The organism is Streptomyces sp. NPDC002742 (genome assembly GCF_042888885.1).
In the GTDB taxonomy this organism is placed as follows: domain Bacteria; phylum Actinomycetota; class Actinomycetes; order Streptomycetales; family Streptomycetaceae; genus Streptomyces.
The window spans coordinates 31,461-51,191 of the sequence record NZ_JBIAQF010000006.1 but is presented as its reverse complement, the minus strand read 5'-3'; the positions used below and the strand labels follow the sequence as shown (position 1 = coordinate 51,191).

Here is a 19,731-nt window from a genome sequence, read left to right as displayed (position 1 = left end):
AGCGGTTCTCGCTGGTTTTCCCGGTGGTCGACGGGGGAGGGAGCAGGCGTGCCCAAGGTGTCCGCGGTGATCGTCCCGTACACGTCGTATCTGCGGGTGTACGAGCCACTGGCCGCGTTCCCCGAGTCCGAGCGCGCCCACTGGACGCGCTACGCCCGGCGCGCCGAGCGCCCCTCGTACCAGGACGAACTGCGCCGCTCGCTGGCCGACTTGCTGCCCACCCCGCCGGTCCCCGTGCCGGTGCACGAGAGCGGCGACGCGTTCGTCGCCGAGGTGGACGGTGTGGTGTGCGTCTGCCCCTGGCGCACCCGGCTGCGCGGCTGGCAGGCCCTGGACGAGCTGGGTGAGGAGCTCCCGGCGTTCGTCCTCGACGCGGTGCTGCCGCCCCTGGTGCGCCGTCAGGCCGCGCTGGACTACGAGCGCTGGCTGGTGCGCAACCCCGACGCCCGCCCGTGGATCCGCACCTCGACCTGGCAGGTGCCGCTGAACTGGTTCGTGCTCGTCACGGACGAGGAGCGGGAGTACGAGAAGGGGACGGGTCCCGGCGGAGCCGAGCCGCTGCTGCGCTACCGGACGCCGATGGTGCAGGCGAGGCGGCGCACGGCGCGGGCGCTGCGGACGCTCAGGGAGGCACTGGACGAAGGGCCGCTCATCGAGGGTCTGGTGGACGTGGGGCGCTGGCTGGAGGAGTTCCATCCGCGCTCACTGGTCGAGCTGGACTACGGCGGGCTCGTGCACACGCTGCCGGCCGGGCAGCTGGAGGACGACCATTCCGCCGCGGACGTCGCCGAGGGCATCGAGGCACTGCGCACCGGGGACGGGGCGAAGGCGGGCGAGGCGTACGGCCGGCTGGTGGAGCGCTGGCGGTCGGTCAGGGACCGGCGTTCGTCGAACTGATGCCCCGCGCGGGCGGGCCGGGGCGGGCGGCGCCCATCGGTCCAGGTGGGGAGGGACGGGAGGGAGGGGAGTCCCGGGCCCCCTGGTCCGTGTGATCTGCTTCTCACTGGTTTCTGTCGAACTCGCGTATGGTCCTCACACGCTGAAGAACCCTCACGTCCGGGACGTAGGTCCTGATCCGGGCTTATGCGTCAACGGGTGCCAAGCGTGACGGACGGCACTTACCCGGCTCTTGCGTCGCTTCCCCCTCCTCGTGTCAAAATAGGACAAGGAGCCCGGGGGAGGGCTCCCTCCGCCCACGTTTGGGGGGAATCTCGGCATTGCACGCTTTGGGGGGTCTGGTGACTCCTGATCGCCCTGTGACTGATCGTCACAGTGGCGTGACTGTCCGCTATGGCATGGTCCATCGGCTTCCGTCGCTGATGAACACCTGGGAGGGCAATTCCATCGGTTTGGCCGACGCGGCTGGACGGATGGTGTAGTTGTAGTGCCGAGGACAAGCCGTTCGTCCTATAACCGACTCGACTCGCGTCCGCCATTTCGGGCAACGCGGGTCAAGGTGCAGAATTTAGAGGAAAGAACCGAGAAGGTTCGGTTCTCCCGAGGAGGCCGCTCATGACCGCTCGCACCCCTGATGCCGAGCCGCTGCTGACCCCGGCTGAGGTCGCCACGATGTTCCGCGTCGACCCCAAGACGGTCACGCGGTGGGCGAAGGCCGGCAAGCTCACATCCATCCGCACGCTCGGCGGGCACCGCCGCTACCGCGAGGCTGAGGTCCGCGCACTGCTCGCGGGTATCCCGCAGCAGCGCAGCGAAGCCTGAACCATCGCATAACCGGACAAGTCGACGGATCCCCCAACCCGTCGAGGCGTCCACACCACAGCTCCAAGCGACGCGGGTTCTGCCCCAACAGAGCCCACGCCCAAGCTTTATCGCCACTTGAACAGGGTGCGTCGTAGATCGCGCTGGACTCCGCCGGGTCCAGCGCGATCTTTTTTGTGCGGTCCGTGCGACTCCGTGGCCGACCTGTGAGCGGCCTTGTCGGAGTCTGGGGGCGGGTGTCGGATCGGCTGTGGAAGTCCTCGACGAGGAGTGCAATTGCACATATTAAATTGACTGGTTGTATGAGGGGGGTAAGTTCCACACTTCTGAAAACATATGCGGTGACTCCTGTCACATGCCACAGTCCTTGTCGCCCGCGAGCCTTCTGCGCTAGGGGAGTTGGGGTCGCGAGGGGCGCGTCACGCGGGGGCGTGCACGGCGTGAAGGTCGTGGCGACGGTCCTCGGTCACGCCGTCGAGGGATCTTCGCCCTCCGGGGCGCTCTCCAGGTCTCGCTCGTCGTGCGGGGTCGGTTCCATGGCCAGCCGCGCGAGCTGGTGGCAGATCGGGCAGTGCCGCGTCAGGTGGCGGTACCCGGAGGCGGCCGCCAGATGGGCTCGGAGCAGAGCCCGGGTCTCATGTCGAGCGGACACCGCCATGCGCACCTCCAGAGGGCCGGCAGGGCGAGGGCCCTGGATTCCGGGGTACCGGCGGAATGTGACGCCGTCAAGGGCCGTGAACGCGCCTCAGGGGGCTTCCCCGCGGCCTCGGCGGCCGTACGCGGACCGGTGCGCGCACGCGAACGCGGGCCGGTGCGCACATGCCGACGCGGCTGATGCGCGGACGCGAACAGCCGAACGAACCGGCGTCCGAACCGGCGCCCGCGCTCCGGACAGGCCCGACGCCGTACGCGCGTGATTCCTGGCCGCGGACCGCGCCGCACCTGCGAAAGCGGCCGGGAGCGGACATGCGAAAAGGCCCGGAGCCGAAGCTCCGGGCCTTTCTTCACGCGGTCCTGACGGGATTTGAACCCGCGGCCTCCACCTTGACAGGGTGGCGAGCACTCCAAACTGCTCCACAGGACCTTGTTTCGCAGCGACTTGTTCTTGCGCTGTGCTGCGAAAAGAGACTGTACAGGAGGGCGAGCCCGGGGTCGAACTCACCACCCGTACAGGCGCCGTTACGGGACGGCGGCGTCGATCGCCTTCACGATCCGCTTGTCGGAGACGGGGTACGCCGTGCCGAGCGCGTGGGCGAAATAGCTGACCCGCAGCTCCTCGATCATCCAGCGGATGTCCAGGACGGACGAGGGGACCGGACGGCCCTGCGGCAGCTGCTCCAGGAGCCAGGCGTACTCGTCCTGCATCTCATGGACCTTCTCCATGCGGCTGGTGTCCCGCTGGACGCCGGTCGGCATCTGCTGGAGACGGCGGTCCGCGGCGACCAGATAGCGCATCAGGTCCGGCAGCCGCCGCAGCCCCGTCGCCGTGACGAAGCCGGGCTTCACGAGGGCGTCCAGCTGCCCCCGTACGTCCGTGAGGTTCGCGAGCAGCGTCGGGCTCCTGACGCCCTTCAGACGGCGCTCACAGGCCTGCCAGGCGGCGAGCACCTGCTGCACCTGCCCGACCGTGCGCACGGTCGTGTCGACGATCTCGGCGCGCACCTTGTCGTAGAGCTTCCGGTAGGACTCCTCGTCCCAGGCCGGGCCGCCGAAGTCCGCGATCAGCTTGTCCGCGGCGGCCATCGCGCAGTCGTCGAAGAGCGCCTGCACCGAGCCGTGCGGGTTCGCGGACAGCGCGAGCTTCTGGGCGTTGGTGAGCTTGTCCGAGGCGAACTTGCCCGGATTCACCGGGATGTTCCGCAGGATCAGCCGCCGGGTGCCCTTCCACATGGCCTCGGCCTGCTCGGCCTCCGTGTCGAAGAGCCGCACCGAGACGGTGTTCGCCGCCGCTCCGTCGTCCACCAGCGCGGGGTAGGCCTTCACCGGCTGGCCCGCCCGGCGTGTCTCGAAGAGGCGGCTGAGCGAGCCGATCGTCCAGTCGGTCAGACCCGTGCGTTCCAGGGACTCGCCGCCCTCGCGCTCCGCCGTCGCGGCGGCGGCCTGCGAGATCGCCTGGCGCGCCTTCGGCTTCAGCCGGAGCTTGAGGGACTCCAGGTCCTTGTCCTCGGCGAGCTTGCGGCGCCGCTCGTCGACGATCCGGAACGTGATCCTCAGATGGTCGGGGAGCCGGGACCAGTCGAAGTCGTCCGCCGTCAGCGGCACCCCGACCATCCGCTTGAGCTCGCGCGCCATGGTCAGGGTCAGCGGCTCCTGGAGCGGTACGGCCCGCTCCAGGAACTTCTGGGCGAAGTTCGGGGCGGGAACGTAGTTCCGCCGGATCGGCTTCGGGAGCGAACGGATCAGCTCCGTCACCACTTCCTCCCGCAGCCCCGGGATCTGCCAGTCGAAGCCCTCGTCCGTGACCTGGTTCAGGACCTGGAGCGGGACGTGGACGGTCACGCCGTCCGCGTCCGCGCCCGGCTCGAACTGATAGGTCACGCGGAACTTCAGCGGCCCCTGCCGCCAGGAGTCCGGGTAGTCGTCCTTCGTGACCTGGCCGGCCCGGTCGTTGATGAGCATCGAGCGCTCGAAGTCGAGGAGTTCGGGCTCCTCGTGGCGCTTGTGCTTCCACCAGGAGTCGAAGTGCGCCCCGGACACGACGTGCTCGGGCACCCGCTGGTCGTAGAAGTCGTACAGGGTCTCGTCGTCGACCAGGATGTCCCGGCGGCGGGCACGGTGCTCCAGCTCCTCGACCTCGGTGAGGAGCTTGCGGTTGTCGGCGAAGAACTTGTGGTGCGTACGCCAGTCGCCCTCGACGAGCGCGTTGCGGATGAACAGCTCGCGGCTGGCCTCCGGGTCGATCCGCCCGTAGTTCACCTTCCGCTGCGCCACGATCGGCACGCCGTACAGCGTGACCTTCTCGTACGCCATCACGGCGGACTGGTCCTTCTCCCAGTGCGGTTCGCTGTACGTCCGCTTGAGGAGATGGCCGGCCAGCGGTTCGACCCACTCCGGCTCGATGCGGGCGTTGACGCGGGCCCAGAGCCGCGAGGTCTCGACGAGCTCGGCGGACATCACGAAACGCGGGGGCTTCTTGAAGAGCGCCGAGCCCGGGAAGATCGCGAACTTGGCGTTGCGCGCGCCCAGGTACTCGTTCTTTCCCGTGCTCTTCCCGCTCTCCCCGCCGGTCTCCTTCACGTCCTTCATGCCGACGTGCGAGAGCAGACCGGCGAGCAGGGACACATGGACGCTCTGCTCGGGCGCGTCCTCCTCGTTGAGGTGGATGCCCATCTGCTTGGCGACGGTCCGCAGCTGGCTGTAGATGTCCTGCCACTCGCGGATGCGCAGGAAGTTCAGGTACTCCTGCTTGCACATCCGGCGGAACGCGGACGAACCGCGCTCCTTCTGCTGCTCGCGCACATAGCGCCACAGGTTGAGGAAGGCCAGGAAGTCGGACGTCTCGTCCTTGAAGCGGGCGTGCTGCTGGTCGGCCTGCGCCTGCTTCTCGGACGGCCGCTCGCGCGGGTCCTGGATGGAGAGCGCGGCCGCGATCACCATGACCTCTCGGGCACAGCCGTTCTTGTCGGCCTCCAGGACCATCCGGGCGAGCCGGGGATCGACGGGCAGCTGGGCGAGCTTGCGGCCGGTCGGCGTGAGCCGCTTGCGGGCGTCCTTCTCGGTCGGGTCCAGCGCGTTCAGCTCCTGTAGGAGCTGGACGCCGTCGCGGATGTTGCGGTGGTCCGGCGGGTCGATGAACGGGAACTTCTCGATGTCGCCGAGGCCGGCCGCGGTCATCTGGAGGATGACGGAGGCGAGGTTCGTACGGAGGATCTCGGCGTCGGTGAACTCCGGGCGGGCGAGGAAGTCGTCCTCGGAGTACAGCCGGACGCAGATGCCGTCGGACGTACGGCCGCAGCGGCCCTTGCGCTGGTTGGCGCTGGCCTGCGAGACGGGCTCGATGGGCAGCCGCTGCACCTTCGTGCGGTGGCTGTACCGCGAGATGCGCGCCGTGCCCGGGTCGATCACGTACTTGATGCCCGGGACGGTCAGCGAGGTCTCGGCGACGTTGGTCGCGAGAACGATCCTGCGCCCGGTGTGCGCCTGGAAGACCCGGTGCTGCTCGGCGTGCGACAGCCGGGCGTACAGGGGCAGTACCTCAGTGAAGCGGTAGTTCTTCTTCGTCAGCGCGTCGGCCGTGTCGCGGATCTCGCGCTCGCCCGACAGGAAGACGAGGATGTCGCCCTTGCCCTCGGCCTGGAGTTCCTCGACGGCGTCGCAGATCGCGGTGATCTGGTCGCGGTCCGCGTCCTCGGAGTCCTCCTCCAGGAGCGGGCGGTAGCGCACCTCCACGGGATACGTCCGTCCGCTGACCTCGACGATCGGGGCGTCGCCGAAGTGCCGGGAGAAACGCTCCGGGTCGATGGTCGCGGAGGTGATCACGACCTTGAGGTCGGGGCGCTTGGGCAGCAGCTGGGCGAGGTAGCCGAGCAGGAAGTCGATGTTGAGGGACCGCTCGTGGGCCTCGTCGATGATGATCGTGTCGTACGCGCGCAGCTCGCGGTCCGTCTGGACCTCGGCGAGCAGGATGCCGTCCGTCATGAGCTTCACGAAGGTGGCGTCCGGGTTCACCTGGTCGGTGAAGCGGACCTTCCAGCCGACGGCCTCGCCGAGCGGCGTGTCCAACTCGTCCGCGACCCGCTCGGCGACGGTACGGGCGGCGATACGACGGGGCTGGGTGTGCCCGATCATGCCGCGGACGCCACGGCCCAGCTCCATGCAGATCTTCGGGATCTGGGTGGTCTTGCCGGACCCGGTCTCACCGGCGACGATCACCACCTGGTGGTCGCGGATGGCCTCCGCGATCACGTCCTTCTTCTGGCTGACCGGCAGTTGCTCGGGATACGTGATGGCGGGCACGCGGGCGCGGCGCTCGGCCATGCGGACCTCGCCCCTGGCGACCTCCGCCTCGATCTCGGCGAACACGGCGGAGCGGGCCTCGGGCTTGTGGATCTTGCGAGCGCCTTCGAGCCTGCGCCCGAGCCGGTGCGCGTCGCGCAGGGACAGCTGGGCCAGACGGGCGGCGAGATCGCCGAGGGCGGGGGCGGGGTGCGTAGACATACGCGGTCCAGGATCTCACCTCGGGCAAAGAAGGGGCGAACCCTTTTGGGCCCGCCCCCTCGCCGCCGCACGGTGCCGTGCGGGCCGTGCCGTCAGGACACCATGTCCTGGGAGAAATAGGTGTTCCTCTTGTCCGTGCCGCCGAGGGTGCGGTAACTGAAGGACACCAGGCCCTTGGTGGTGGGGGCCGAACCGCCGGACGGGAAGTACCAGACGTTGCCGACGTCCTGGTTCTCGAACTCCGTACCCACCACGAGCTCGCTGCGGCCGTCCCGGTTCATGTCGGTGAGCAGCAGAGTGCTCCCCCACCTGTCGTAGTACTCGTTCGCGCCCGGCACGCCGGGGGAGTTCTGGTTGTAGGCGATGGCGCCGGTGGTGGTCAGGCCCTTCGCGGAGCCGCGCAGCACCGTCACCCCGCCGGTCGTCGAGACTCCGGAGATGCTCTCCTGCTGGGAGCTGACCGCGACGTCCGCGTAGCCGTCGTGGTCGATGTCACCGGCGGCGAGGGCGAAGCCGAAGCGGTCGTACTTCTCGCCCACACCCGGGACGCCCGGCGTGTCCTGGCTGATCCGCACCGCCGGGCGGGTGGTGCTCAGGCCGGTGGCGCTGCCGTAGTTGACGATGATGGAACCGCCCACCACGCCCGTGGGGTTGTAGCCCTCCAGGTAACCGCCCAGGATCACGTCGCCGAAGCCGTCCCCGTCCACGTCGCCGATCGTCGCGCTCGCGCCCAGACCCGAGACCCGGCGCGAGCTGTGCGGCCCGTCGGGTGAACCGAGCACCAGGACCGCCCCGGCGTAGTACCCCTCCTTCGGAGGCGTCCGGTGGATCGAACCGAGCAGGATGAGGTCGGTCGCGCCGTCGCCGTTCACCTCGCCCGCGACCATGCTCTGGCCCCCGAAGTCGGCGTCGATGTCCTGGTACGAGTACGAGTCGACCGCGGCCGGTTTGCCGGCCCGGGAGAACGGGCCCCTGGCGATGTAATACCCGGCGTAGTCGTAGGGGGACGCGAGGTCCTCGTGCCCGTCCCCGTCGAAGTCCCCGGCGACCATCTTGGTGCCCACCCACCCGCCCGGCCGGCTGTCGGCCAGCAAGGTGCCGCCGGACAGACCGCGCGCGCCGCCCCACACGACGACGGACGGCTTGGCGTAGACCGTGATCAAGAGGTCGTCGTAGCCGTCGCCGTCCAGGTCACCCGGGGTGACGTCCGCGGCGAAACCCGTCGCCGTGGCCATCGAGGCGGGGATGCCGGGGGAGTCCTTGGTGATCCTGACCTTCCGCGCGGTGCTGAGTCCGCCCGGTCCTCCGTAGAGCACGGACGCCGCGCCGCCTCCGGTGACCACCATGTCCCCGTAGCCGTCGCCGTTGAAATCGACCCGTGGTGCCGTCACCGGTGCGGCGGCGGCCTCGGTCGGATCGCCCACGCCGATGGCGGTGATCCCGGCGACCAGCGACGTGACCAGTCCGGCCGCCAACCAGGTTCTCCGCATACCCACTCCCTTTTCACCAGGTCGTGTCGGCGGATGTACCGCACGTCCCGCCACACGAGATCCATGAGTGGGGCGGAAGGTTGTACGGATGCGGCACCGGGGCCGCGCTCCAGGGGCCGGCGCCGGTCCCTGAAGCCGCAGGTGGGACACGTCGGGCGGGTATGTGTCACCGCGTCGAGGCGCGGAACCCGGTCCGGCCGCCCCGCCGCGGCACGCGCGGGTCCCGGGCCCGCCACCGGCCCCGGGCTACTCCTGGGGTTGCCGCTGTTCCCGGGCGGCGTCCGGGGAGGCCGCCGGTGCCGGGACCGCCGCTGAGGCCGCGGTTGTTCCCGGGACCTTTCCCGGGGCCGCCGCCGCTGCCGGGACCGCCGCGGGGGCGGGGGCGGGGGCCTGCGGTTGCGCCATGGCCCTGGCCGTGTTCGAGACCGCCTTGATGCCCAGGTAGGCCGTGGTCGTGCTGCTCACCGCCGTGAAGGCGGAGGTCAGCACGCCGACGGCCACCGCCTTGTCGCCGTTGAGCTGCCAGACCCCGAAGACCGCGACACCGACGACCGCGAGGTTGCTCATGACGACCGCCGTCAGCCCGTAGCGGGCGCGGTAGCGCTCCAGATCCAGCTCGCGCACCGGTCTCGACCTGTCACCGTTCGACACCACTCGTTCCCCCGTCCGAGACATGGCGTCCGCGCCGTCGCGTCCGCGGGCCAGAACGTAGCGCCCTGCATGTGCCGTGCCAAGTCGAGGACGGGCCGGGCGGGACACCGGTGTCGCGTGCGGGCCGGACGGCTTCGACGCATACGAGAAAGGCCCCGATCCGAAGATCGAGGCCTTTGCTGTGGCTGGGGCCGGGGTCGAACCGGCGACCTATCGCTTTTCAGGCGATCGCTCGTACCAACTGAGCTACCCAGCCACGAGGTTTCCGGGGAAACCTCAGCGGTCCTGACGGGATTTGAACCCGCGGCCTCCACCTTGACAGGGTGGCGAGCACTCCAAACTGCTCCACAGGACCAAGCTGTTGCGTGCGACGCGTGAACAGTGTCGCACACGGTGTTGCGTGCCCCCAACGGGATTCGAACCCGTGCTACCGCCTTGAAAGGGCGGCGTCCTAGGCCGCTAGACGATGAGGGCTATCGGCCCGCCTGGGCGCTTCTCAGCGCGTCGGGGACGTCATGAGCATATGGGATGGCGAGGGGTATCGCCAAAACGGTTTACGGGGAGGTCCCGGAGGGGCCCGGGGAGGGGGGTGGGGAGGGGCTCCGGGAGGTGGTGGGCGACGGGGTCGCGCCGGGCTGGTTCTCCTTCGGCAGATGCCGGCTGACCTCGGCCGTCGTCTGGCCCAGACCGCCCAGCCTGATCTCGTCCCAGGCCTGGAGCCGGTGGGTGTCCCGGTCCATGTAGAGGACGGAGGCCTCGATCGGGTCGGGGTACGCGCCCTCGACCGCGCGCAGCCCGCTGCCGCCCGTCGAACCCTCGACGCGCAGCCGTGTGCCGTGCTGCATGACCTCCGTCTCCTCGTGGTGCAGATGGCCGGCCAGCACCATCGGCACCTCGCCGTCCGTCCCGCGGGCCGCCGAGGGCTCATGGGCGACGGCGATGTCGACCGGGGTGCCCGCGGCGCGCTGGTCCCGCAGGGCCGAGGCCAGCCGGGCGCCGGCGAGATCCTCCGCCGCGTCGCCGCCCGGCGCGGTCGAGCGGTCCGGGGTGAACCGGGGGTCGCCGATGCCGGCGAAGCGCAGGCCCGCGACGGTGGCCGCCCGGCCGTCGTCGAGGACGTGCACGTTCTTCACGTGCTCCAGATAGCGCTGGGTCTCGCGCGAGTCGTGGTTGCCGCGGACCCAGACGTACGGGGCGCCCAGGTCCCGGATCGGGTCCAGGAAGCCGTTCTCGGCCGCCGACCCGTGGTCCATGGTGTCGCCGGAGTCGACGATCACGTTGATCGCGTACTGCTTCACGAGCGAGGCGATGATCTTCCAGCTCGCCGGGTTGAGGTGGATGTCGGAGACGTGCAGGACCCGGATCGTGGTCGGGTCGGGCTCGTAGCCGGGGAGGGTGGACGTGACGTCGTACAGCTTCGTCACGTTCGTCACCAGGCGCGCCAACTCCTTCTGGTAGACGTCGAATTCGCTGACGATGCTGCGGGCGTCGCCGACCAGGGAGGGTGCGGAGGCGAGGAGCCCGGAGTACTTCGGCTCCAGGACCGAATTGGGGTTCCAGGTGGCGAACGCGGTCGCCCCCGAGGCGGCCAGCAGGGCGAGGGCGAGACCGCCCGCGGTGAGGGCGCGGCGCGGGCGCCGGTAGACCGCGAGACCGAGGGCGGTCGCGCCGGCGACCACCGCGATGCAGGAGCGGACGGCCAGGTCGAGGGTGCCGTGCTCGACGTCCCTGGTGACCTCGTCCTGGAGGCCGGAGAGCCGCTCCGGGTGGTCGACGAGGGCCTGGGCGCGCTCCGGGTCGAGCCGGTCCACGTCCACGTCGAGGCGCAGCGGGGCCGAGTGGCTGTGCAGTTCCAGTGCGCCGAGCGGGGAGATGTTGATCTTCGTGCCGCCGGTGAGGGAGGGTCGCAGGGTCATGGTGGTGTTCATGGGGCCGACCGGGGCACGGACGTCGCCCACGACCAGCAGTCCCAGCCAGGCGCCGAGCAGCACCACGCAGAGAAGTCCGAGGGCGCGGGCGTACGGGTTCGGCCGGGCGGCGAGTTCGAGAACCGGGCCCTTGCGGTGGCCGTGACGGTGGCGGGTGAGCGCGTGCCGCGCCCGGCGGACGCGGTCGGTCATGCGGCGGACGGTGGCGGTTGCGGCAACGAGGACGCGGGCCATTGGTCCCGTATGCCCAGGGCTGGGGCGGATATGCGGGAGTTCCGCCGCCCTCGCGGGACGCGCGGGTTCGCGCTCGGCCGCGGACCGGCTCGTGCTCCGGTCAGCCCCAGCCCAGTTCGTGCAGCCGCTCGTCGTCGATGCCGAAGTGGTGGGCGATCTCGTGGATCACGGTCACCGCGACCTCGTGGACCACGGCGTCCGGGGTCTCGCACATGCGCAGCGTGGGGCCCATGTAGATCGAGATGCGGTCGGGGAGCACCCCGGCGTACCACTCGCCGCGGTCGGTGAGCGGGGTGCCCTCGTAGAGGCCCAGCAGCTCGGGGTCGTCCGCCGGAGGCTCGTCCTCGACGAAGACGGCGACGTTGTCCATGACCCGGGTCAGCTCGGGCGGGATCCGGTCGAGCGCCTGGCTCACGAGCTCTTCGAAGGTTTCGCGCGTCATCTCCAGCACAAGGCCATTGTCGGGGACGGCACGCTCCGGGCGGCGTACGACGGAGACCCGGGTGGGCCGGATCCGGTGGAGGGGAAACCGGCAGCCTGCCCCACATGGGGTGTCTCGTACCAGTTCCAGAGTGTTCTGTCGAATTACCTCGTATTGTCCGGCGATAGTGCGGGCATGACACGCACCTCATCCCCGACGCGTCCGAGTGCGCGTGCGCGCGCCCGCGGGGCCCTCCTCTGCGCCGCGCTCCTCGCCGTCACGGTCCAGACCGCCGCCGCCGCACCGGCGTTCGCCGGGGGGCCCGGACGTGATGGCAAAAGCGACTGTGTGAGGACCGCGAGACCTCTCGACGGCGAGGCCCGCGAGGTTCTCGACATCACCCGCAAGGCCAAGGCCGAACTCCATCTGAAGTCGGTGGAGTTGAAGGTCACCAGCGAAGGCCGCGAGGTTCTCACCGACGCGCTCGGCGAGTCCATGACCGGTGTCCCGGCCCAGCCCGACATGCACTTCCGCGCCGGTTCCGTGGCCTTCTCCTACGTCGGCACGGCCCTCCTCCAGCTCGTCCAGGAGGGGAAGGTCCGCCTCGACGACACCGTGGAACGCTGGCTGCCCACGCTGCCCAAGGCGAACACGATCACCCTGCGGATGCTGGCCACCAACACCACCGGGCTGCACGACTACGTCACCGACCCGGCCTTCCTGGCCGAACTGGAGGCCCACCCGTTCCGTCAGTGGACCCCGAACCAACTGCTCGCGTACCCCTACAGCCACCCGTTCTGGTACGAACCGGGCACCAACTGGAGCTATTCGCACGCCAATTACCTGCTGCTGATCCAGGCACTGGAGAAGATCACCGGCACCCGGATCGACAGGTTCCTGAGACAGCGGGTCACCGGTCCACTGGGCCTCGACAACACCCGGAACAACTTCACCCCCGACATCCCGCGTCCGGCCCTGCACGCCTTCACGTCCGAGCGCGGCCTGTACGAGGAGTCCACGTTCTGGAACCCGTCGTGGACCACCGCGCCCGGCGCGGTCATCACCACGCACGTCTGTGACCTGGCCCGCTCCGCGGCGGCCATCGGCGGCGGCGAGCTCCTCTCCCACCGCTCCTACCGCACCCTGCTCAACCCGGGGACGGTCGGCCTCGGCCACGCGACCGCCACCTGTCCGGCCACGGTCTGCCTGGAGCAGACCGAGGCCAAGCACTTCGGGCTCGGCGTCATCGTGATCAACGGATGGGTCCTGCAGAACCCGTCGTTCTCGGGCTACGCGGCGATCCAGGCGTATCTCCCGTCCGACCGTCTCGCCATCGCGGTCAACGCCACCAAGACCAAGGACACGCCCGAGGGCAACATGGCCGAGGTGGTCGCCCAGCGCATCGCGGCCGCGCTCGCCCCGGAGACCCCGCTGGCGATCGGCTGACCCCTCGGTCGGCCCGCGGCACCTCCCGGATCACCCCCCGCCGCGCGGGAGGAACGCGCTCTTCGCACGCCCCCGGGCCCGGTTGGGCCCGGGGCGCGCGTGTCTTCTTGCGGGCGGCGGGAGTTGGACGGGGAGAACTCCCGTCTCTCCCCACGCTCCCGGCTTCTCCAGAGCGGGGGACACCCCGTTCGGAGGTGGCCGCCCGTGCGCGCCTTGTACGTACCCGTCCGTCTGGCGGCCACGGTCATGGCCGTGGCCGCCGCCGCCGGTTGCATGAGCGTCGGCGACGACGCGGGGCGCCCGGGGCCCTCGCACTCGGCCGGGCGCCGAGCCGGCGAGGCGCCCGGTGGCGGCACAGAGGTGGGCGGCGGCGGAGCCGGGTCGTACGGCGGGAAGAGCGGAAAGGCCGGCAAGGGCGGCAAGGCCCCGGCGAAGCCGGGGGAGTCCGCGTCCGACGGGGCCTCGGCGTCGGCGTCCCCGGGCGCGAAGCCGTCCGCGGAGGCGACGGAGAAGGGCGGGGGGCCGGCCACGGACTCCGCGCCGCCGGGCGGCCGGCCGAGTCCCACCCGTGAGACGACGGAGCCGACCCCCGAGCCTCCGCCCGTCTCGTCGCCGCCGGCGCCCGACCCCGGCTCGGCGGAGCCGTCGTCGTCGGCGCACGAGCAGCCGGTGACACAACTGGTCCAGCGGGAGCCGGCCCCCGAAGCGGGCTCACCCGTGTAGCGCGGCCGGGGGCGAGGCGGGCGGGGCGGCACGAGGGCGCCGGTGTCGGTCCTCGTGGAGGTGGCCGGAGGCGCCGGACGTGGTGGATGTGGCGGGGTTCACGGGGATCGAGGCCGTGGATGTGGCCCGTTCAACAGCGCGGTCGGCGCGGCCGAGGTAGCTTTGTTGAAGCGAGCAGGTGGCCAAGAACGCACCCCCACCTGGTCGTATGAGGCTCAGTTTGCCTTCATGAGGGAAGGGTGCGTATGGTAGTAGATCGTTTGATCCCATTTGCCCGGCGCCGCCGCAGAGAGCGCCGCGTGGCGCGTACTCTCCCTTGCCGTGGCCGGACCGCATAGAGGCGGTCGTTTGCGACTTCACGGAGTTTGGGCGCGTGCCGAAGAACTCCGGAAGGTTCGCATTTCGCATGTCTGTTTCCAGTACTGATCACGTCGTCGTGCCCGAGAACAACGAGAACAACGACGCGGTCGACGCCGTCGAGGTCATCGAGACCGCCGAGCTCATCGAGGCCGTCGAGGCCGTCGAGTCCGCCCCCGAGATGACCTTCGAGGACCTCGGTCTCCCCGAGGGCATCGTCCGCAAGCTCGCGCAGAACGGCGTGACCAGCCCCTTCCCGATCCAGGCCGCGACCATCCCGGACGCCCTGGCCGGCAAGGACATCCTCGGCCGTGGCCGCACCGGCTCCGGCAAGACCCTCTCCTTCGGTCTGCCGACCCTCGCGCAGCTCGCCGGCGGTCACACCGAGAAGAAGAAGCCGCGCGCCGTCATCCTCACGCCGACCCGTGAGCTGGCCATGCAGGTCGCCGACGCGCTGCAGCCCTACGGCGACGTCCTCGGCCTGAAGATGAAGGTCGTCTGCGGCGGTACGTCGATGGGCAACCAGATCTACGCCCTGGAGCGCGGCGTCGACGTCCTCGTCGCCACCCCCGGCCGTCTGCGCGACATCATCAACCGCGGCGCCTGCTCGCTGGAGAACACCCAGATCGCCGTCCTCGACGAGGCCGACCAGATGTCGGACCTGGGCTTCCTGCCCGAGGTCACCGAGCTGCTCGACCAGATCCCGGCCGGCGGCCAGCGCATGCTGTTCTCGGCCACGATGGAGAACGAGATCTCCACGCTGGTCAAGCGCTACCTGACCAACCCGGTCACGCACGAGGTCGACAGCGCCCAGGGCAACGTCACGACCATGTCGCACCACATCCTCATCGTGAAGCCCAAGGACAAGGCGCCGGTCACCGCCGCGATCGCCTCCCGCAAGGGCCGCACGATCATCTTCGTCCGCACCCAGCTGGGCGCCGACCGCATCGCCGAGCAGCTGCGCGACGCCGGTGTGAAGGCCGACGCGCTGCACGGCGGCATGACGCAGGGCGCCCGTACGCGGACGCTGGCCGACTTCAAGGACGGTTACGTCAACGCGCTCGTCGCGACCGACGTCGCCGCCCGCGGTATCCACGTCGACGGCATCGACCTGGTCCTGAACGTGGACCCGGCCGGTGACCACAAGGACTACCTGCACCGCTCCGGCCGTACCGCTCGCGCGGGCCGCTCCGGCACCGTCGTGTCGCTGTCGCTGCCGCACCAGCGCCGCCAGATCTTCCGGCTGATGGAGGACGCGGGCGTCGACGCCGCGCGTCACATCATCAACTCGGGCACGGCCTTCGAGCCCGAGGTCGCCGAGATCACCGGCGCCCGCTCGATGACCGAGGTCCAGGCCCAGTCCGCGGGCGACGCCGCCCAGCAGGCCGAGCGTGAGGTCACCCAGCTCACCAAGGAGCTGGAGCGCGCGCAGCGCCGTGCCGCCGAGCTGCGTGGTGAGGCCGACCGTCTGGTCGCCCGTGCCGCGCGTGAGCGGGGCGAGGACCCGGAGGTGGCCGTCGCCGCTGCGGCCGAGGCCGCCGCCGAGGTCGTCGTCGAGGCCCCGGCCGCCGAGGCCGTCGCCTCCGAGCCGGCCGAGCGTCCCGCGTACGAGCCGCGTCAGCGCCGCGACGAGCGGGGCAACTACGAGCGCCGTGACAACGACCGTGGCGGCTTCCGCCGTGACGACAACCGTGGTGGCGGCTTCAACCGCGACGACCGCGGCGGCCGTCGTGACGACAACCGTGGCGGTGGCTTCAACCGCGACAACCGCAGCGGTGGTGGCTTCAACCGTGACGACCGTGGCGGCCGTTCCTTCGAGCGTCGTGACGACAACCGCAGCGGTGGTGGCTTCAACCGCGATGACCGTGGCGGCCGTTCCTTCGAGCGTCGTGACGACAACCGTGGCGGTGGCTTCAACCGCGACAACCGCAGCGGTGGCGGCTTCAACCGTGACGACCGCGGTGGCGACCGTGGTGGCTTCAACCGCGACAACCGCAGCGGGGGTGGCTTCAACCGTGACGACCGTGGCGGCCGTTCCTTCGAGCGTCGTGACGACAACCGTGGCGGTGGCTTCAACCGCGATGACCGTGGCGGCCGTTCCTTCGAGCGTCGTGACGACAACCGCGGTGCTGCCGGCCACCGGGGCAGCGACCGTCCCTTCAACCGTGACCGTCAGGGCGACCGTCCCGCGGGCGGCAGCTTCCGCTCCGGCCACGACCGTCCGACCGGCCGTCGTGACGACCACCGCACGACCGGCACCGGCACCGCTCCCGGTTCGTTCCGCCGTGACGAGAAGCCGCGCTGGAAGCGCAACGGCTGATCCAGCCTGACGTGAACCATCGAAGGGCCCGTACGACTCCGGTCGTACGGGCCCTTCGCGTTGCCCCGGTCGACCCGCCGGCCTCCCGGCGGGGCCACGGGGAGGGCGCGTTCGCGGCGGAGGTCACCGGCCGCGGGTGAAGATCGAGAGCGGCCGGCAGGGCGGCAAGGGCATTTTCTGGCCACTTTGCTGCCCGCTCCAGGGCATGTCATGCCCCCGGCGAGGGAATCGCTGGGGGCATGACAGATGACGCCAGAGCCACTGGGCTGTCGGACGAAGAGCGGCTGGCCCAGCTCGGCTACACACAGGTACTCGCCCGCCGCATGTCGGCGTTCTCCAACTACGCGGTCTCGTTCACGATCATCTCGGTCCTGTCGGGCTGTCTGACGCTGTATCTGTTCGGCATGAACACCGGCGGTCCCGCCGTGATCACCTGGGGCTGGGTCGCGGTCGGCCTGATGACGCTGTTCGTCGGGCTAGCGATGGCCGAGATCTGTTCGGCCTACCCGACCTCCGCCGGGCTGTACTTCTGGGCCCACCGGCTCGCTCCGGAGCGCAGCGCGGCCGCCTGGGCGTGGTTCACGGGCTGGTTCAACGTCCTCGGCCAGGTGGCGGTGACCGCGGGCATCGACTTCGGCGCCGCGTCCTTCCTCGGCGCCTATCTGAACCTCCAGTTCGACTTCGCGGTGACACCGGGCCGCACGGTCCTCCTGTTCGCGGGAATCCTGATCCTGCACGGTCTCCTCAACACCTTCGGCGTGGGGATCGTCGCCCTGCTCAACAGCATCAGCGTGTGGTGGCACGTCATCGGTGTCGCCGTCATCGTCGGCGCGCTGACCTTCGTACCGGACCACCACCAGTCGGTGGACTTCGTGTTCACGAAGTTCGTGAACAACACGGGCTGGGGCAGCGGGGTCTACGTCGTCCTCATCGGACTCCTCATGGCCCAGTACACGTTCACCGGGTACGACGCCTCCGCCCATATGACGGAGGAGACCCACGACGCCTCCACGGCCGGCCCGAAGGGCATCGTGCGGTCCATCTGGACCTCGTGGATCGCCGGATTCGTCCTGCTCCTCGGCTTCAACTTCGCCATCCAGTCGTACGACAAGGAGCTCGGCTCCGCGACGGGCGCGCCCCCGGCGCAGATCCTGCTGGACGCGCTCGGCGCGACCTCCGGGAAGCTCCTGCTGCTGGTCGTGATCGGGGCCCAGCTGTTCTGCGGAATGGCGTCGGTGACCGCCAACAGCCGCATGATCTACGCCTTCTCGCGCGACGGCGCGCTGCCGTTCTCCAAGGTGTGGCACACGGTGAACCCGCGCACGCGGACCCCCGTGGCGGCGGTCTGGCTGGCCGCGCTGGGCGCCCTGGCGCTCGGCCTGCCGTACCTGATCAACTACGCGGCCTACGCGGCCGTGACGTCGATCGCGGTGATCGGCCTCTACGTCGCGTACGTCATCCCGACGCTGCTGCGGGTGCGCAAGGGGGACGCCTTCGAGCGAGGACCCTGGCACCTGGGCCGCTGGTCCCGCCCCGTTGGGGTGATCGCGGTCGTCTGGGTGGCCGTCATCACGATCCTGTTCATGCTGCCCCAGGTCTCCCCGGTCACCTGGGAGACGTTCAACTACGCCCCGATCGCGGTCCTTGCCGTCCTGGGCTTCGCCGCGGCCTGGTGGCTGGCCTCGGCCCGTCACTGGTTCCTCAACCCCGAGCACCGGCGCACGATCGCCCGTGAGGCCGCCCGCAAGGGTGCGCCCGAACCGGTCGATCCCTGACCTTGTGCGCTTTTGGCGTGGCCGGGCCCCGATACCCGATCGGAGCCCCGGCCGCGTCCCGCTATGCTCAGGGATGCATCGGCGCGGGCCGGTGCGCCGTACCGGGCGTTGTCCGGGACGGGGACCCTTAGCTCAATTGGCAGAGCAGTGGACTTTTAATCCATTGGTTGTGGGTTCGAGTCCCACAGGGTCTACCACTGCGGGGGAGGGGAAAACCCCTCTGGCCTGCTGGGCAGCGCCCGGGGCGGCTTCGGCCGGCTCGGGCGCTGTCTCGTTTCCCGGACCCTCGCGTGCGCGACGCGCGAGCGGAGGTGTCCATGGCCCGCGGATCGGCCGGTCCCCGTACATAGCGGATCGGCCGGTCCCCGTACATAGGGGAGTCGGCGGAGGTCCTCTCCGCCGGCGAAGACCCTCAAGGGAAGCTCTGGAACGCCTTTATCGGCGTGCCCCTGCCAGCGTCGGGGGGCTAGGTTCACCCGTGATGACCGCCTTGCTCGGGGCACGGGGCTCTGCTGAGAAGGCGGGATCGGAAGGGACCTGCCGTGAAGACGTCCACGTGCGCCTACCGTCGTACCGGGACTGATCCGATACTCGGAATCGCCGGCGTGCACCGCCTGACGGACCGGGAGAAGGAAGTGTTCCTCCTGCTGGCCACGGGCCTGGCCAACCGTCAGCTCGCACTGGAACTGCGGATCGCCGAGCGGACGGTGAAGGCCCACGTCGCGCGGATCGTGGAGAAGCTGGGGCAGCAGACACGACCGCAGGCCGCGGTGCTGGCCGCCCTCGCTCACGACGCCCTGTGCGCCGACGCGGACTGTGCCAACCGGCAGGAGCCGGCGCTGTCGGCTCTCGCCGTCACCTGAGACGACGACCGCGACCACCGCGACGGTCGGGGCGTCCCGGGGAGCTGGTGCTCACCTCGCGCCTGGGGCGGCGGCCGCCCGGCGCCGGCTCCAGGAGTACGTCACGCGCCGAAGGCGCTGATGACGGCGACAACGGAGAGCACGCCGACAGAGCCGCCGATGAGACCGATGAGGGACTGCTTGCGGTGGACCTTGCGCGTGATTCCGAGGATTCCGAAGGTCACGGCGAGGAGTCCGGTGAGGAGAGGGATCGCGAGTCCGACGAATGCGATCAGCGCCGCGGCGGCGGTGGAGGCGATGCCGAGAACCAGTGCGACGGGCCCGTAGGCGGAGGCGGCGGTGTCTGCGGTGTCGGCGGGGCCGGTGGCCATGCTGTACTCCTCGGTCTTCGGCATCGGAGTCATCGTGCGCGGGGGGACAGCGAATCCCGCACACCTCATGATGGCACTGCTCGCGCGGGCTCCGGTGCGCAAAGCGCGTCCGGCCGTCGGAGGAGGGGCATCGGGGGCAATGCCACCCCGACTCAAAAAGTGCCGAAGCGGACATCGCGTTCCATTCGGAAGGAATTTCGCCGTACCCCCTGACTTCGTGAACCGTCGAAGCGCTGACGGGATTGCCCAAAGAGGCAATATCGCGGGGCGGCCGGT

The 19,731-nt window shown here is 70.1% G+C and carries 14 protein-coding genes and 5 tRNA genes; 8 read left to right on the top strand and 11 right to left on the bottom strand.

Going from position 1 to position 19,731, the window contains the following annotated elements:
- The first annotated feature begins 48 nt into the window (after positions 1-48).
- Both ACFYW8_RS11850 and bldC read left to right on the top strand, forming a co-directional pair.
- A complete protein-coding gene (locus tag ACFYW8_RS11850) occupies positions 49-897 on the top strand; it encodes a hypothetical protein (RefSeq protein WP_365869485.1) in 849 nt (282 codons plus the stop codon).
- 615 nt (positions 898-1,512) lie between these two features.
- The gene (gene bldC, locus ACFYW8_RS11845) at positions 1,513-1,719 is read left to right on the top strand and encodes a developmental transcriptional regulator BldC (protein ID WP_003949541.1); all 207 of its coding nucleotides are present in this window, start codon (positions 1,513-1,515) and stop codon (positions 1,717-1,719) included.
- Positions 1,720-2,185: 466 nt separating this feature from the next.
- Here the strand turns inward: bldC and ACFYW8_RS11840 are convergent, their stop codons facing one another.
- The 10 genes from ACFYW8_RS11840 to ACFYW8_RS11795 all read right to left on the bottom strand — a co-directional run bounded on the left by ACFYW8_RS11840 (position 2,186) and on the right by ACFYW8_RS11795 (position 11,630).
- Positions 2,186-2,377, bottom strand: coding sequence for a DUF6274 family protein (locus ACFYW8_RS11840; RefSeq protein WP_389071307.1), 192 nt, complete (start codon positions 2,375-2,377; stop codon positions 2,186-2,188).
- A gap of 351 nt (positions 2,378-2,728) precedes the next feature.
- A tRNA-Asp gene (locus tag ACFYW8_RS11835) sits at positions 2,729-2,803 on the bottom strand.
- 95 nt (positions 2,804-2,898) lie between these two features.
- The gene (gene hrpA / locus ACFYW8_RS11830) at positions 2,899-6,876 is read right to left on the bottom strand and encodes an ATP-dependent RNA helicase HrpA (RefSeq protein WP_389071303.1); all 3,978 of its coding nucleotides are present in this window, start codon (positions 6,874-6,876) and stop codon (positions 2,899-2,901) included.
- A 92-nt stretch (positions 6,877-6,968) separates the two neighbouring features.
- On the bottom strand, positions 6,969-8,366 hold the full coding sequence (locus ACFYW8_RS11825) for an FG-GAP repeat protein (RefSeq protein WP_389071299.1): 1,398 nt from the start codon (positions 8,364-8,366) through the stop codon (positions 6,969-6,971).
- 246 nt (positions 8,367-8,612) lie between these two features.
- A complete protein-coding gene (locus ACFYW8_RS11820) occupies positions 8,613-8,990 on the bottom strand; it encodes a hypothetical protein (RefSeq protein WP_389071294.1) in 378 nt (125 codons plus the stop codon).
- Positions 8,991-9,199: 209 nt separating this feature from the next.
- Positions 9,200-9,273 (bottom strand) — tRNA-Phe (locus tag ACFYW8_RS11815).
- A gap of 24 nt (positions 9,274-9,297) precedes the next feature.
- Positions 9,298-9,372: transfer RNA gene (locus ACFYW8_RS11810), tRNA-Asp, on the bottom strand.
- A 46-nt stretch (positions 9,373-9,418) separates the two neighbouring features.
- Positions 9,419-9,491, bottom strand: a tRNA-Glu gene (locus ACFYW8_RS11805).
- An 80-nt stretch (positions 9,492-9,571) separates the two neighbouring features.
- Positions 9,572-11,179, bottom strand: a complete 1,608-nt coding sequence (locus ACFYW8_RS11800; protein WP_389071289.1) for a metallophosphoesterase — start codon at positions 11,177-11,179, stop codon at positions 9,572-9,574.
- Between the two features lie 100 nt (positions 11,180-11,279).
- The gene (locus tag ACFYW8_RS11795; protein WP_261708721.1) at positions 11,280-11,630 is read right to left on the bottom strand and encodes a metallopeptidase family protein; all 351 of its coding nucleotides are present in this window, start codon (positions 11,628-11,630) and stop codon (positions 11,280-11,282) included.
- Between the two features lie 165 nt (positions 11,631-11,795).
- On the opposite strand from ACFYW8_RS11795, the gene ACFYW8_RS11790 reads away from it, so the two are divergent.
- From ACFYW8_RS11790 to ACFYW8_RS11765, 6 genes are all read left to right on the top strand, one after another.
- Complete coding sequence (locus ACFYW8_RS11790) at positions 11,796-13,046, top strand: serine hydrolase domain-containing protein (RefSeq protein WP_389071283.1); 1,251 nt, start codon at positions 11,796-11,798, stop codon at positions 13,044-13,046.
- 204 nt (positions 13,047-13,250) lie between these two features.
- The gene (locus ACFYW8_RS11785) at positions 13,251-13,769 is read left to right on the top strand and encodes a hypothetical protein (RefSeq protein WP_389071279.1); all 519 of its coding nucleotides are present in this window, start codon (positions 13,251-13,253) and stop codon (positions 13,767-13,769) included.
- Between the two features lie 406 nt (positions 13,770-14,175).
- A complete protein-coding gene (locus ACFYW8_RS11780; protein ID WP_389071275.1) occupies positions 14,176-16,446 on the top strand; it encodes a DEAD/DEAH box helicase in 2,271 nt (756 codons plus the stop codon).
- 239 nt (positions 16,447-16,685) lie between these two features.
- Positions 16,686-18,221 carry an amino acid permease gene (locus ACFYW8_RS11775; RefSeq protein WP_389071271.1) on the top strand — a complete coding sequence of 512 codons (1,536 nt, stop codon included), beginning with the start codon at positions 16,686-16,688 and terminating at the stop codon, positions 18,219-18,221.
- A gap of 121 nt (positions 18,222-18,342) precedes the next feature.
- Positions 18,343-18,418: transfer RNA gene (locus ACFYW8_RS11770), tRNA-Lys, on the top strand.
- 345 nt (positions 18,419-18,763) lie between these two features.
- On the top strand, positions 18,764-19,084 hold the full coding sequence (locus ACFYW8_RS11765; protein ID WP_389071266.1) for a LuxR C-terminal-related transcriptional regulator: 321 nt from the start codon (positions 18,764-18,766) through the stop codon (positions 19,082-19,084).
- A gap of 101 nt (positions 19,085-19,185) precedes the next feature.
- On the opposite strand, the gene ACFYW8_RS11760 is transcribed toward ACFYW8_RS11765, so the two are convergent.
- Positions 19,186-19,479, bottom strand: coding sequence for a hypothetical protein (locus ACFYW8_RS11760; RefSeq protein WP_389071263.1), 294 nt, complete (start codon positions 19,477-19,479; stop codon positions 19,186-19,188).
- Positions 19,480-19,731 lie beyond the last annotated feature (252 nt).

What these genes read in the sequence shown, in the direction of transcription:
- ACFYW8_RS11800 (WP_389071289.1), bottom strand. Translation starts at nt 11,179, where the DNA reads ATGGCCCGCGTCCTCGTTGCCGCAACCGCCACCGTCCGCCGCATGACC.
- ACFYW8_RS11775 (WP_389071271.1), top strand. Translation starts at nt 16,686, where the DNA reads ATGACAGATGACGCCAGAGCCACTGGGCTGTCGGACGAAGAGCGGCTG.
- ACFYW8_RS11790 (WP_389071283.1), top strand. Translation starts at nt 11,796, where the DNA reads ATGACACGCACCTCATCCCCGACGCGTCCGAGTGCGCGTGCGCGCGCC.
- ACFYW8_RS11825 (WP_389071299.1), bottom strand. Translation starts at nt 8,366, where the DNA reads ATGCGGAGAACCTGGTTGGCGGCCGGACTGGTCACGTCGCTGGTCGCC.
- hrpA (WP_389071303.1), bottom strand. Translation starts at nt 6,876, where the DNA reads ATGTCTACGCACCCCGCCCCCGCCCTCGGCGATCTCGCCGCCCGTCTG.
- bldC (WP_003949541.1), top strand. Translation starts at nt 1,513, where the DNA reads ATGACCGCTCGCACCCCTGATGCCGAGCCGCTGCTGACCCCGGCTGAG.
- ACFYW8_RS11840 (WP_389071307.1), bottom strand. Translation starts at nt 2,377, where the DNA reads ATGGCGGTGTCCGCTCGACATGAGACCCGGGCTCTGCTCCGAGCCCAT.
- ACFYW8_RS11780 (WP_389071275.1), top strand. Translation starts at nt 14,176, where the DNA reads ATGTCTGTTTCCAGTACTGATCACGTCGTCGTGCCCGAGAACAACGAG.
- ACFYW8_RS11760 (WP_389071263.1), bottom strand. Translation starts at nt 19,479, where the DNA reads ATGCCGAAGACCGAGGAGTACAGCATGGCCACCGGCCCCGCCGACACC.